A 12,488-nucleotide genomic window follows, 5' to 3' on the forward strand; every position below is an offset into this window, starting at 1 on the left:
CCCCCGGCGCCCCGGCCCCGCCCCCCTGGCGGTGGTGCCCCTGCCCGATCCGGCGGCCCCCCGACCGGCCGCTGCCACCCCCGCCCCGGCGCTGCCCGCCCTGCGGGTCTACGGGGTGGGGCTGGCGGCCCAGCAGCTGGAGGAGGCCGTGCGCCGCCGCCAGCTGCCGGTGCAGGTGGTGGAGGGCCCGGAGCAGGCGGATGCGGTGCTGAGCGTGCGCGGCCAGCTGGGGCGCGACCCGGAGCTGCGCCGCCAGGCCCGCGACCTTGGCCTGCCGATCCTGGTGATCAAATCCGACACCCCCCACCAGCTGCAGCGGGCCATGGAGCGGCTGCTGGAGCGGCGCCGGGGGGGAGGCGGGGCGGAGGGGGAGGAACCGGCCGCTCCGGCCCGCCTCGACGACGCCCATGCGGCCCTGGAGGAATGCCGGCTGGCGGTGGAGCAGGTGGTGCTGCCCGAGGGCCGGCCGGTGGAGCTGCTGCCCCGCAGCGAGGCGGTACGGGCCCTGCAGGCCGAGCTGGTGCACCACTACCGGCTGCGCAGTGCCGTGTTCGGGCGCGGCCTGCAGCAGCGGCTGCGGGTCTTTCCCGCCTGAAGGGGCCTGCCGCCGGGGTGGACGCCGCCGAGTTGACGAAGGACCAGCCGCTGTGGGTAACTAGCAAGGCGCCGGTTTCGGACCGACGCCTGTCCCATCCCATGGGCTTGATTGGGCCGTCGCCAAGCGGTAAGGCATCGGGTTTTGGTCCCGACATTCCTAGGTTCGAATCCTAGCGGCCCAGTTTTTTCTCTCCTTCCCACCGGTGCCTGAACGCCCGTTGCTGGTGTTCGATTTCGATGGCGTGCTGGTGGACGGCATGGTCGAGTACTGGTGGTCGGCCCGGCGGGCGGCCCTGGCCCTGGCCGCCGGGGGCTTCGGCGCGCGGGCTGCCGGAACCGTCGCCCCCTCCGCCGACTGGCACCTGCCGGAGCAGGCGCCGCCGGGGTTCGCCCTGCTGCGGCCCCTGATCCACAAGGGCTGGGAGATGGTCCTGATGGCCGCCGAGCTGGGACGGCCCGACGTCGATCTCGACGCCGCCCTGGCCGATTACGACACCTTCCTCGGGGCGGCCCTGCGGCGCTGGGGCTGGACGACCGACCAGCTGCAGCAGGCGCTTGAGGGGCTGAGGGCTGAGGCCATCGCCGTCGACCCCGACGCCTGGCTGGCCCTGCACCGCTTCTACCCCGGCGTCGAGGCGCGCCTGCGGCGCCTGGCGGCGGAGGGGGCCGACTGGGCGGTGCTCACCACCAAGGGCGGGGCCTTCGCCGCCCGCCTGCTGGCCGCCGCCGGCCTCACGCCCCTGGCCCTGTACGGCCACGAACAGGGCAGCAAGCCGTCGGTGCTGGCGCAGCTGCTGGCCGGGCACGACCCCGCTGAACGCCCCCTCTGGTTCGTCGAGGACCGGCGCCCCACCCTGGAGCTGGTGCGGCGCACGCCCGGGCTGGAGGCGGTGCGCTGCTATCTGGTGTCGTGGGGGTACCTGGGCCCCGGGGACGGGGAGGGGCTGGCTCCCCTGGGCATCCACTGGCTGGAGCCCGCCAGCTTCGAGGCCCCCCTGGCGCTCTGGCCATGAACCGCTAGAGTACGCCCGTACTACACGGGATTGATACGCCGGCCTCTCCGGGTGGCACTGGTTCTCCAGAGGTCGCAGGATGGCGCCCGGTTCCGGCCCCCTCTCCCATCCCCATCCCCCGCCTGCACGGCTCCAGCCGGCTGCGGCCCGTTCCATCACCTATCCCCACCATGCCTGCCGATTCCAGGGCCACGGCCGCCGCCGCAGCGTCTTCCTCCAGCTCCCCGTCCACCTCCTACGTGTCCGCCGCCGCCCCCAGCGGTGATCCCCGGGCCGCCGCCGAGCGCGACAAGGCCCTGGGTCTGGTGCTCACCCAGATCGAGCGCAACTTCGGCAAGGGCTCGATCATGCGGCTGGGGGATGCCTCCCGCATGCGGGTGGAAACGGTCCCCACCGGGGCCCTCACCCTCGATCTGGCCCTCGGGGGCGGCTATCCCAAGGGCCGGGTGGTGGAGGTCTACGGACCCGAGAGCTCCGGCAAGACCACCCTCACCCTCCATGCCATCGCCGAGGTGCAGAAGCGCGGCGGCGTGGCGGCCTTCGTGGATGCGGAGCATGCCCTCGATCCGGTCTATGCCGCCGCCCTCGGGGTCGACATCGAAAACCTGCTGGTCTCCCAGCCGGACACCGGCGAGATGGCGCTGGAGATCGTTGACCAGCTGGTGCGCTCGGCCGCCGTCGACATCGTCGTCGTCGACTCGGTGGCGGCCCTGACACCCCGGGCCGAGATCGAGGGGGAGATGGGCGACCTGGCGGTGGGCAGCCAGGCCCGGCTGATGAGCCAGGCCATGCGCAAGATCACCGGCAACATCGGCAAGTCCGGCTGCACGGTGATCTTCCTCAACCAGCTGCGCCAGAAGATCGGCGTCACCTACGGCAACCCGGAAACCACCACCGGTGGCAACGCCCTCAAGTTCTACGCCTCGGTGCGCCTCGACATCCGCCGCATCCAGACCCTCAAGCGCGGCACCGAGGAGTACGGCATCCGGGCCAAGGTGAAGGTGGCCAAGAACAAGGTGGCACCCCCCTTCCGCATCGCCGAGTTCGACATCCTCTTCGGCCGCGGCATCAGCACCCTGGGCTGCCTGCTCGATCTGGCCGAGGAAACGGGCGTGGTCACCCGCAAGGGCGCCTGGTACAGCTACGAGGGCGACAACATCGGCCAGGGCCGCGACAACACGATCGCCTGGCTGGAGCAGAACCCCGGGCCGAAGGACGTCATCGAGACGCTCACCCGCCAGAAGCTCACCGAGGGTTCCGAGGTCACCGCCAACTCGATGAAGCCCCTGGCGGCGGCGGCCAAGCTGGCGGCCGCCAAACCCGCGGCCGGTGCCGAGGCCGCCGAGCTGGAGGAGCTGCCGGCCGCGGGCTGACCCCGGAGGCCCCTGAGCCAGGCCCCCGGGGCGCCTGGCTCAGGGCTGGGCCGGCAGAGCTGCGCCGGAAGCCCTGGTGCTCGCCGCGGCCGGCTCGGCCGTGGGCTGCAGCACCAGCACCACCCGCTGCAGTTCCTGGATGGCGTCGGCGCCCTCGAGCTTCACCAGCTCTTGGCCGTTGCGGGACTCCACCCAGCTGATGCCGAAATCGGACACCAGCAGCCGCACCATGTGGTTGTCACCCAGGTCGGCGACGAAGGAGGCTCCATGGCCGTCGCGGCCGTCGCCGCAGGTGTAGCAGGTGGCGACATGGCCCTGTTTCCGCAGGGACACTGCCAGGGCCTGGAGGCTCAGGATCAGATCCTCAACGGCCGAGCGGTACTGCTCGGCCAGACGGAGAAACATGGGTCGTTCCCATCACGATCCGCAGATCATAAGGATTTCTTCCGATTCTCGCCAGGCGCTGCGGCGCCGATGGGGAGACCCGCACCCAGATGACCCGCACCCGGGAAGCCACCCGGCCTCCCTGCTCAGCCGTCGGCCAGGGTCCACCAGCCCACCGCCGGGCCGATGAAGCGCACGGTGACCCAGAACAGGGCCAGGGCGCCGATGCCGATCCAGGCCCCCTTGGTGGTGATCGCCACGAAGCGGGAGGCCTGGTCGCGGGTCAGGGGCAGCCAGTCGACGATCCGGGGGGACGTGTCGACGGTCTTGGTTTTGCTGGCGCGTGGCTTGTCGCGGGGCGGCAGACCCTGCTCGGCCCGGCGTTTGGCTTCCCCCATCAGGCGTTCAGTGGCAACTGGCAGCAGGCTAGGAGTCGGGCCGCAACCGGTTCAGGGCCACCCAGGGCTCCAGGGCGGTGAACACCAGCCGACCCCAGCTGCGGCCCCGCAGGCGGCCATCGAGCACCGCCAGCCGGCCGCCGCTGCGGCGCAGCCCCGCCACGCCCCGCTGCAGCCGGTTGAGGGCCTCCGGAAGCAGCAGTTCCCGGAACCAGTCACGGCCCTGCTGGCGCAGCACCCCGACCCTGGCCGCCGTGAGTGGATCCTCCAGGCTGGCGATCGGCAGCAGGCCCACCACCACCTGGCAGGGCAGGGGCAGGCGCGGCTGGTGCTCCAGCCACCAGTCCCAGCTGCAGCACACCACCCCGTTGCTTTCCGGGGCCAGGTTCTGGTGGCACACGCGGCTGCCGAACTCGGCGGCCAGGCCGCTGGCCAGGCCCAGGCACAGGGCCGGATCGTCGATCAGCACCACCGACAGGCCGCTCTGGCCCAGCACCAGTCGCCGGCCCTGCTCCAGCAGGTGCTCGGCGTACTGGGGACTGTTGGGCAGGGGCTGGCGCAGGGGGGCGTAGAGGGGCAGGGGGTCGGAGAGGGGGGGATCGGCCAGGTCCAGCACCACCGCGGGCTTCAGCCCAAGGGCGGCACCGGAGGCGGGCTGGCCCTCCGCCGCCCGGCCGGTGGCCAGCTCCCCGATCAGCACCGCACCCCGCCCCACCAGCAGGCCGGCCAGTTCGTTCAGGGGTTCGAGGGGTTGGCGCAGCAGGTTCCACTGCAGCAACGACGGATCCACCCGGGCCCAGCTGCTCCAGCCCGCCCCGGCGCTCAGCCAGCGGGGCCAGGGCTCGGGCAGGGGCTCCAGCAGCCGCAGCAGGTGGCGCAGGGGAGCCTCGTCATCGTCGGCCAGGGCCACCAGCCGGTGGGGGGAGCGGGGATGGGCGAGCACCCGGCGGCTGAGGCGCTCGTGCAGGCCCAGCAGGCAGCCTTCGGCACTGGGCTGGACGCGGCGCAGCTGGTCCCAGTGGCGCGGCTCCAGCTCCACCTCCAGGGCCTCGCGCAGGGCCGCCTCCAGGGTCTCGGCCTCGGGGATCACCAGTTGCCGTTCCCCCAGTTCGCCGTGGCGCCAGGCCGTCACCAGCTCGCGGTGGTCGAGCAGCCAGAGCGGGGTGCCGGCGGGGGCCCCGGGCCCTTCCCAGCAGGCCAGTTCCAGGCCCACGCTCCGCAGCCGGGGCCACTCCACCCGCAGCAGCCGCTGGCGCAGGGCCGGGGTGACCACCAGGGCCAGGGGGACCTCGCTGAGGGCCAGGGGCACCAGCAGGCTGATCCACCAGCTGGGGGCGGTGCCGGGGGCCAGCCGCACCAGGGTGTGGTCGGCCCGGCGCAGGCTGCGGGCCACCAGCCGGCTGAGGGTGAGGTGATGGGGCCAGCGTTCCACCCCCTCTCGCTGCAGGAGAGCCTTGAGGTGCTGGTGGGCGCGGGCTTCCAACATCGCCGGATCGTAGGAAGCTGGCTCCAGCCGATCCGCAGCGACGATGACACCCCTCTGGCAGCGCGAACCGGTGGGGGTGGTGGGCCTGGGGCTGATCGGCGGCTCCCTGGGTCTCGATCTGATGGCGGCCGGGGCCCATGTGCGGGCCCTGGTGCACCGGCCGGCCACCGCCGAGCGGGCCAGGGAGCGCGGGCTGGCCAGCGTGGTCAGCACCGATCCGGCCGTGCTGGCGGGCTGCGGACTGGTGCTGCTGGCCCTGCCCCTCGACCGGCTGCTGGAGCCGGAGCCCGCCCTGCTGGCGGCGCTGCCGGCCGCGGCGGTGATCACGGATGTGGGCTCGGTGAAGGGGCCGGTGCTGCGCCGCTGGGGCCAGCTGCTGGCGGCGAACGGCGTCGGCCCGGAGGCATCCCGCTTCGTGGCCTCCCATCCGATGGCGGGCACGGCCCGGGCCGGGGTGGAGGCGGGGGAGAGGGGCCTGTTCCGGGGACGGCCCTGGGTGGCGACCCCGGAGGCGGACACCGACCCGGCGGCGCTGGAAGCGGTGCGGGAGCTGGCGGAGGCCCTCGGGGCCCGCTGGCTGTGCTGCGACGCCGAGGCCCACGACCGGGCCGTGGCGCTCATCTCCCACCTGCCGGTGCTGGTGGGGGCGGCCCTGCTGCAGGCGGCCGATGCCGGCGGCGGTGAGGCCGGCCTGGTGCGGGCCCTGGCCTCCAGCGGCTTCGCCGACACGACCCGCGTCGGCGGCGGCAACCCGGAGCTGGGGATGCTGATGGCCCGGGCCAACCGGGAGGCGCTGCTGGAGGCCCTGGATCACTACCAGCACTCCCTGGCCGGCCTCGAAGCGATGGTGCGGCAGGAGGACTGGAGCGGACTGGAGCAGTCGCTGGCCCTCAGCCATCAACTGCGGCCTGATTTCCTTTGACCGTGGGATGCGGATAGGCTCCGTGCCACATCGATGCCTCCGGGCCCGGCGATGAAGACCAGGCCATCGCGACCGTCCCCGCGCATCCGCGGCGCCAGTGGTGCCACAGGGGGCCGAGGTATCCGCAGCCGACGGATCCGGCCCGGGTCGATCCCCGGCGCCGTCGAGTTCGTGGGCGAGCAGCGGCTGGCCAAGGTGCAGATCGATGTCATCCATTACGACGCCGATGGCTGGTCGGAGCATCACGATTTCCCGGTGAACGGCTGTGCCGATGCGGTGGTGGAGGGCAGCATCACCTGGATGAACGTCAGTGGCGTCCATGACGTCGCCCTGGTGGAGCGCCTCGGCGCGTGCTTCGGCCTGCATCCGATGACCCTGGAGGACATCGCCAACACCACCCAGCGCCCCAAGGTGGAGGAGTTTCCGGGCTATGTCTTCATGGTGTTGAAGATGATCGCCTTCAACGAAGACACCAAGACGATTGACATCGAGCATGTGAGTGTGATCCTCGGCGATCACTTCGTGATTTCCTTCCTCGAGGATGACGGCGATGTCTTCGACGGGGTGCGTGACCGGATCCGCTCCGCCGGCGGCCGGATCCGCTGGATGAAGGCCGACTACCTCGCCTACTCCCTGCTGGACGCCGTTGTCGACCATTACTTCCTGGCCGTGGAACGGATGGGCGATATCATCGAGGAGGTGGATGATCGGCTGCTGGAGGATCCCCATCCAGGCGACATCAGGGAAATCCATAACCTCAAGCGGTCCATCCTCAGCCTGCGCAAGGCCGTCTGGCCGATCCGGGAGGAGGTGGCCATGATCGTCAAGAGCGAGTCGCCCTTGCTGACGGACGAGAGCCGGGTGTTCTGGCGTGATCTTTACGACCACTGCATCCAGATCATTGATCTCGTGGAAACTCACCGCGACATTCTCGGCGGCATGCATGACACCTACCTTTCGATCCTCAGCCATCGGATGAACGAGGTGATGAAGGTGCTGACGATCATCTCCACGATCTTCATCCCGCTCACCTTCATCGCCGGCGTCTATGGCATGAACTTCAAGGAGATGCCCGAGCTGGAGTGGCGCGGCGGCTATTACTCGGTGTGGGCCGTGATGATCGTGATCGGCATCTCCCTGTACCTCTATTTCCGCCGCAAGCAGTGGCTCTGAGGGCCGTGCCGGGATCAGCCTGGCTTATGTAGCCAATGCCACCAGTTTTGGCTTTTCTTTCTCCTCGCTACGGATCATTGCCGCGCGAGGCCCTCCGTGGGCAGCGCCAGGCGTCGTTTCTACGGTTGCTCAGGATGCGTTGAACACGCGTGAGTTTCCTGAGTGATGCGATGCAGCTCCTGAGGGACGCCGGCACGGCGGCGGGCCTTTCCGAAGGGGCCATCCAATGCCATGCCGGCTGCTACCGGGAGAACCTGTCCCGCTGCAGCGAGGCGATGCTGCAGTACGAGCGGGTGTGGCTGCAGCAGCAGCTGCGGGCCCTGCGGGACTGCCAGGGCCATCCGGTGCTGATGGCGCGGGTGGGCGGCGAGGGTCGGCTGCGCGCGCTGGTGTCCCAGAGCGTGCTGTTCCAGCTGCTGCTGCAGAACGAGTTCGCCCGGCGCGGCCTGACGCCCGAGGAGCCCCGCGGACCGGTGGTGGCGGCCGAGGAGGCCTGGGAAATCACCAGCGTGCAGGTCAAGCGCGAGTGGGGGATTCTCCCCACCTGAAGCGGATCGCCCTGCTGCACCTGGGGCGGATCCACGACGAGACGCCGGCGCTGCGTGCCCATCTGGCCCAGCACGGCATCGCCAGCGAGCTGGTGCCCCTGCCCCCGCTGGCTGCGGACGCGCTGGCTGGGGGCAATCCGGCTCCGGACGAGCAACTGGCAGCCGACTCCCCTGACTGGGGCCGCTTCGATCTGGTCAGCGTGCGCGACTGCCGCGGCAGCCACCGTCACGGCGACTTCCTGCCCCGCATCCGGGCCCTGGCGCAGCGGCTCGAAGCCCTCGGGGTGCCCCTGGCCAATCCCCTGCCGGTGATCGAGGCCGGCCATGCGAAGAACGCCTACCTGCCCCAGCTCGCCCAGGAGGGGGTCGCCCTGATCCCCAGCCGTTGGCTGCCCCGCGGCTGGTGCGGATCCCTGGCCGAGCTCCTGGAGGACGGCGGCTGGCAGGAGGCGGTGCTCAAGCCGGCGGTCGGCTCCCTGGGCTGGCACACCTACCGGGTGGGCCGCGATGGAGCGCACCTGGTGGTCACGGCGGCCGATGGCAGCCGGCCGGTGGTGGCCGGCGCGATGGGGGCCGGCGCAGTCGATGGCTGGCTGGCCTCCCTGGCCCGTGACGGCGAGGTGTGCCTGCAGCCGTTCCTGCCCGGGGTCTGCCGGGACGGGGAGTTCAGCGCCGTGATGCTCGGCGGCCGTTTCTCCCACGCCGTGGCCAAGACCGTGGCGGCCGGAGGCTGGATCGCCCACGAACGCTTCGGGGGCTGCAACACCCCCTGCCAGGCCAGTGCAGCGGAGCGGCAGTGGGCCGAGGCGATCGAGGCGCGCCTGCGCCGGCGCTTCGGGGTGTTGCCCTATGCCCGCATCGACGGACTCCGCGATGGGGAAGGCGAGCTGCTGCTGCTGGAGTGCGAGCTGGTGATCCCGCGCCTGTTCCTGGGCGAGGGCGGGGCCTTCGACCGTTACGCCGAGGTCCTGCTGGGACCCGCCAGCACCCGCATGGCCTGGTAGCCGTCGAGGGTGGGGGGTTCGCTTTCGGGCAGCTCCTCGGAGCGCAGGGCCACGGCCACGGTGGCGACCCAGGGGCGGGTGCCGGCGTCGGTGGGGAACACCAGCACCACGGTGCCGGCCGAGGGGGTGGTGGCGGGATCCTCCGCCACGATTTCCAGGGCCACCCGGGTGCGGCGGCACTGGAGGGCACGGGCCTCCAGCAGGGCCACGAACTCGTCGGTGTTCCAGCGGGCCTCGGCGCCCTGGCAGGGGAAGCGCTCGCTGAGGCCGGCGGCGCTCAGCTCCTCGATGGCGCTGCCGCGGCGCCCATCCCAGACCAGCAGAAGGTTGGCGTCATGGCTGAGGGCGTTGTGCTCGACCCGTTCGCGATCGAGCACCAGACGGCGCTCGAGGCCCTGCTTCTCGGCGGGCATCGAGAGGCACACCTTGAGGGCCTGGGCCACCTCACAGCTGCGGCCTTCGCAGAACCCCCGATGGGCGGTGAGGATGTCGTCGGCAGCCGCCACGATCTCCAGGGCCGGCAGGCTCTGGGTCAGCTCCTGCATCATGGCGTTGAACAGAACACCCCCATCCCCGAAGGGGCCGCGGTCGGGATCGGTGGCCTCCAGCATCTGATCGATGGCGGAGCGCACCAGCTCCCGCCTCCAGGTCAGATACGTCATGGGGATTCACTCCGGGTGCAATTTTTTTTCAGTGTGTCCCCAGCGGCGAAAACAAGCCACGAGCTGTTACATTCACCGGCTTTTGTATCAACGGCCACTGTTCAAGGTGTTGGATTCGTGATCAAGCGGCGTCCCGTCGCAGCCGCAGCATCGGCGTTTCGCCCTCGAAACCCTCGTCGTAGGCCGTGTCCTCGAGCTGGCCCCGCCAGCCAGGGGGCAGCGTGGCCAGCAGGGGCTCCACCCAGGGATGGACCTTCGGGCGCCGCTCGATCGTGTGGGCGGGGTAGAGGCGCACCTCCCGCCGGCTCACCCGCAGCAGTTCGGCCAGGGCGCGGCGGTGCCATTCCAGGTCGAAGTCGGGTTGTTCGCTGAGCCCGCCGTCGGCGATCGGTGCGTAGCAGAAGAGCAGGTGGCCGCAGAGCACCAGATCGAAGCTGGCCGCCTCGAAGGGAAGGGAGGGCAGCGCCGCCGCCCGGTAGGCCTCCGGGTGGTCGCGCCGGTCGGCCAGGAACGCCTCCAGCGCCTCCAGCTTGCCCCGCTCGAACCGGGGCAGGTCGAACTCCGGCCGCAGCGAGTGACTGCGGGCCAGGCGCTCCATGGTGAAGGCGACGTCGTCGCGGCAGCGTTGTTCCAGCTCCGGCAGCGAGAGGTCGTAGAGGGGGTCGGCCGCCACGCTCTCCACGCCGGCGGCCCGGGCCAGGGCGGTGAACGAGCCGGGGCCGCCCGGGCAGTCGAGCACCCGCTGGCCGCGCCAGTCCGCCAGATCGAGGTTGAAGAAGGCCAGGGCGTCGGCCCCGGTGCGTCCGAAGAACACCACCCTTGGCAGATCCATACGTGTTCCTCAGGGCCCCGCGATACGCCGGAGACTCAGGGCGATGGCGCCGTCGGCGCGGCGCAGCTCAAGGGCGTCGCCCTCCAGTCGCAGGCTGACGGCCGTGGGCAGGGCGGCCAGGAACTGCCGCTCCTGCTCCATCACCCCGGCGCCCGGACAGCGCCGGCGGGTCGCCACTGGCGTGCCGATGCGCAGGCGGGTGCCCTCCAGCCGCGCCGGGGCGGTGAAGTTGTTGCAGCCCGCCGAGCCGGCCAGCTGGCCGCCCTTGAGCAGGCGCACCGACAGGGAGGTGCCCAGGATCGGGCTCACCAGGGCCTGGCGGCCGTTGTTGAAGCCCGCCACCCGCCAGGTGCTGCCCACCAGCTGCTGCGCCTGGGGCGCCAGCACCAGCAGGGGCCGGCCGTCGGCGGCGAGCAGGCGCAGGCGCTGGCCGTCGAAGCGGAAGCTCCGGCTGTTGCGCAGGGCGCTCTGGAAGGCCTCCGCCTGCTGCATCACCGCCGGCGGGCAGGCCATCTTCGTGCTCATGCCCCGTTGCGACACCTGCAGGGCCGTTCCGCGCACGGTGACGGGGGCGCCATAGCGGTTGCAGCCGTCGCTGCCGGCCACCCGGCCGTTCTCGAAGCGCAGCGTCAGGCTGGTGCTCCCCACGGGCGGGCGTTCCCCCAGCCGCTCCACGACCCAGGCGGTGTTCTCCAGCCGGGCGGCGGGTGCGGTGGAGGCGAGCGCCGGGGCCTGGGGAGCCACCGGCAGGAGCACCAGTGCGGAGAGGCCGGCCAGGACGGCCAGGGGGCGGCGCTGTTCGTTCGCTTGCATCGTGATCATGGGTGGCTCAGGAACCCAGACGGGAGGCGAGCCAGGCGCCGATGCCGCCGCGGACGGTGTGGGGCGCCACGTCGCGATCGACCCACCAGAGCGAGAGCGCCACCACGTTCAGACCGATGACCAGGGCGTAGATCCGCCAGCCTTCCGGCAGCTTCATGACGTCGGCGTGCGTTGGCGGCGACGATAGATCCGCCGGCGCTGACTCCGCCCCTCAGGCACCGGGCCGCCGGGGCAGCGCCCGGCCGGCGGCATCGCTGAGGGAGCGGGGCAGCCTGTTGGGGTCGATGCGCCGCAGGGTCTGCAGATCGAAGCTGGTGTCCACCAGCCGGGGCGGGCTGCCCACCAGGTCCAGCACCGTGAGGGTCTGGAAGGGGTTGGTGGCCTGGCCCAGCAGCCGGCGGGGGCCGCTGCCCATGGCGCCGAGGTGGAACAGATCCAGCTGGCCGAGGCGGGCCGGGAAGTAGGCGTGCTGGTGGCCGCTCACGTAGGCCTCCACCCCGTGGCGCTCCAGCAACTGCTGCAGGGCCGCCGGCTGGGCCAGCACCTCCCCCGGCCGGTCGCGGCCCTGGCTCACGGCCCGCAGCGGCAGGTGGCCCACCACCAGGCGCCGGCCGGCGGAGCGGGCGGCGGGGCCCGCCAGGACCCGCTCCGCCCAGCGCAGCTGCTCCGCCGGCACCTGGGCGGTGGAGGCGTCCCACACCAGCACGAAGGCGTCCTTCTGGCGGATGGCGTAATGGAAGGGGAAGTCGCCGCTGTCGACGAACGTCAGCCCGAGGGCGTCGCGGCGCGCCCGCCAGAAGCGGGCCGCCTCGCGGCGTTCGTCGTCGAAGAGGAAGCGGCCGCCGGAGCGGGCGCCGGAGGCGTCGTGGTTGCCCATGGCCGGCGCGAACGGCAGGCCGGCGCGGCGCAGCGGACTGAGAACGCTGCGATCGAAGCCCGCCCACATGGCGGCCAGCCGCGCCTGCCCCAGCCCCGCCTTCTGGCCCGCCACCATGTCACCGGCGCAGATCACCAGATCCGGGCGCAGCGAGGGGATCAGGGCCACGCCCCGGTGCACCTCGTCGATGTAGGTGGTGGAGCCGTAGGCAGCGTTGAGGTCGCTGATCAGCACCAGGCGGGTGCCGCCGCGGGGGGGGGCCACCAGGCCGCCGGCCGCGGCCAGCTCATCGGCCAGGGATCGGGCCGGCCGGATCGCCTGCCAGAGCCCCGCCCCCAGGGCCAGGCCCGAGAGGGTGAGCAGCTGACGGCGGCCAAGGGGCGGTGGCATGGGGCGA

14 protein-coding genes, 1 tRNA gene and 1 pseudogene are annotated in these 12,488 nt (G+C 72.0%); 8 read left to right on the top strand and 8 right to left on the bottom strand.

The window, feature by feature from the left end; all coding sequences use genetic code 11:
* The 4 genes and pseudogenes from KUG38_RS14520 to recA all read left to right on the top strand — a co-directional run.
* A pseudogene (locus KUG38_RS14520) lies at positions 1-595 on the top strand (AAA family ATPase); the annotation flags it as partial.
* A gap of 112 nt (positions 596-707) precedes the next feature.
* A tRNA-Gln gene (locus KUG38_RS14525) sits at positions 708-779 on the top strand.
* Between the two features lie 21 nt (positions 780-800).
* Positions 801-1,610: an HAD family hydrolase gene (locus KUG38_RS14530; protein ID WP_216922848.1), complete on the top strand. Its 810-nt coding sequence runs from the start codon at positions 801-803 to the stop codon at positions 1,608-1,610.
* Positions 1,611-1,780: 170 nt separating this feature from the next.
* A complete protein-coding gene (gene recA / locus KUG38_RS14535; protein ID WP_286196082.1) occupies positions 1,781-2,983 on the top strand; it encodes a recombinase RecA in 1,203 nt (400 codons plus the stop codon).
* A gap of 39 nt (positions 2,984-3,022) precedes the next feature.
* Here recA and KUG38_RS14540 read toward each other — a convergent pair whose 3' ends face one another.
* From KUG38_RS14540 to KUG38_RS14550, 3 genes are all read right to left on the bottom strand, one after another.
* Positions 3,023-3,388 carry a DUF1815 family protein gene (locus tag KUG38_RS14540; RefSeq protein WP_190611513.1) on the bottom strand — a complete coding sequence of 122 codons (366 nt, stop codon included), beginning with the start codon at positions 3,386-3,388 and terminating at the stop codon, positions 3,023-3,025.
* Positions 3,389-3,513: 125 nt separating this feature from the next.
* The gene (locus KUG38_RS14545) at positions 3,514-3,765 is read right to left on the bottom strand and encodes a DUF2839 domain-containing protein (protein WP_216922850.1); all 252 of its coding nucleotides are present in this window, start codon (positions 3,763-3,765) and stop codon (positions 3,514-3,516) included.
* Positions 3,766-3,793: 28 nt separating this feature from the next.
* Positions 3,794-5,251 (bottom strand): helicase, encoded by a 1,458-nt coding sequence (locus KUG38_RS14550; protein WP_216922852.1) that lies wholly within the window; start codon positions 5,249-5,251, stop codon positions 3,794-3,796.
* A gap of 43 nt (positions 5,252-5,294) precedes the next feature.
* Between KUG38_RS14550 and KUG38_RS14555 the strand changes: the two genes are divergently transcribed.
* From KUG38_RS14555 to KUG38_RS14570, 4 genes are all read left to right on the top strand, one after another.
* The gene (locus tag KUG38_RS14555; protein ID WP_216922854.1) at positions 5,295-6,173 is read left to right on the top strand and encodes a prephenate/arogenate dehydrogenase; all 879 of its coding nucleotides are present in this window, start codon (positions 5,295-5,297) and stop codon (positions 6,171-6,173) included.
* A 51-nt stretch (positions 6,174-6,224) separates the two neighbouring features.
* The gene (corA, locus tag KUG38_RS14560; RefSeq protein WP_216922856.1) at positions 6,225-7,346 is read left to right on the top strand and encodes a magnesium/cobalt transporter CorA; all 1,122 of its coding nucleotides are present in this window, start codon (positions 6,225-6,227) and stop codon (positions 7,344-7,346) included.
* A 149-nt stretch (positions 7,347-7,495) separates the two neighbouring features.
* A complete protein-coding gene (locus tag KUG38_RS14565) occupies positions 7,496-7,894 on the top strand; it encodes a hypothetical protein (RefSeq protein WP_216922858.1) in 399 nt (132 codons plus the stop codon).
* The gene (locus KUG38_RS14570) at positions 7,873-8,898 is read left to right on the top strand and encodes an ATP-grasp domain-containing protein (protein ID WP_216922860.1); all 1,026 of its coding nucleotides are present in this window, start codon (positions 7,873-7,875) and stop codon (positions 8,896-8,898) included. Before KUG38_RS14565 ends, KUG38_RS14570 begins: the two co-directional genes overlap by 22 nt.
* On the opposite strand, the gene KUG38_RS14575 is transcribed toward KUG38_RS14570, so the two are convergent.
* The 5 genes from KUG38_RS14575 to KUG38_RS14595 form a co-directional block, all read right to left on the bottom strand.
* On the bottom strand, positions 8,850-9,560 hold the full coding sequence (locus KUG38_RS14575) for a hypothetical protein (RefSeq protein ID WP_216922862.1): 711 nt from the start codon (positions 9,558-9,560) through the stop codon (positions 8,850-8,852). The two genes, KUG38_RS14570 and KUG38_RS14575, sit on opposite strands and share 49 nt — an antisense overlap.
* A gap of 121 nt (positions 9,561-9,681) precedes the next feature.
* Positions 9,682-10,392: a class I SAM-dependent methyltransferase gene (locus tag KUG38_RS14580; RefSeq protein ID WP_216922864.1), complete on the bottom strand. Its 711-nt coding sequence runs from the start codon at positions 10,390-10,392 to the stop codon at positions 9,682-9,684.
* 9 nt (positions 10,393-10,401) lie between these two features.
* The gene (locus KUG38_RS14585) at positions 10,402-11,214 is read right to left on the bottom strand and encodes an META domain-containing protein (RefSeq protein WP_216922866.1); all 813 of its coding nucleotides are present in this window, start codon (positions 11,212-11,214) and stop codon (positions 10,402-10,404) included.
* Positions 11,215-11,221: 7 nt separating this feature from the next.
* Positions 11,222-11,371, bottom strand: coding sequence for a hypothetical protein (locus tag KUG38_RS14590; RefSeq protein ID WP_216922868.1), 150 nt, complete (start codon positions 11,369-11,371; stop codon positions 11,222-11,224).
* 54 nt (positions 11,372-11,425) lie between these two features.
* Entirely contained in the window at positions 11,426-12,481 is a 1,056-nt protein-coding gene (locus tag KUG38_RS14595) for a metallophosphoesterase family protein (RefSeq protein WP_216922869.1), read from the bottom strand.
* Positions 12,482-12,488 lie beyond the last annotated feature (7 nt).

It is taken from the genome of Synechococcus sp. CCAP 1479/9, assembly GCF_019038535.1.
Classification (GTDB): domain Bacteria; phylum Cyanobacteriota; class Cyanobacteriia; order PCC-6307; family Cyanobiaceae; genus Cyanobium.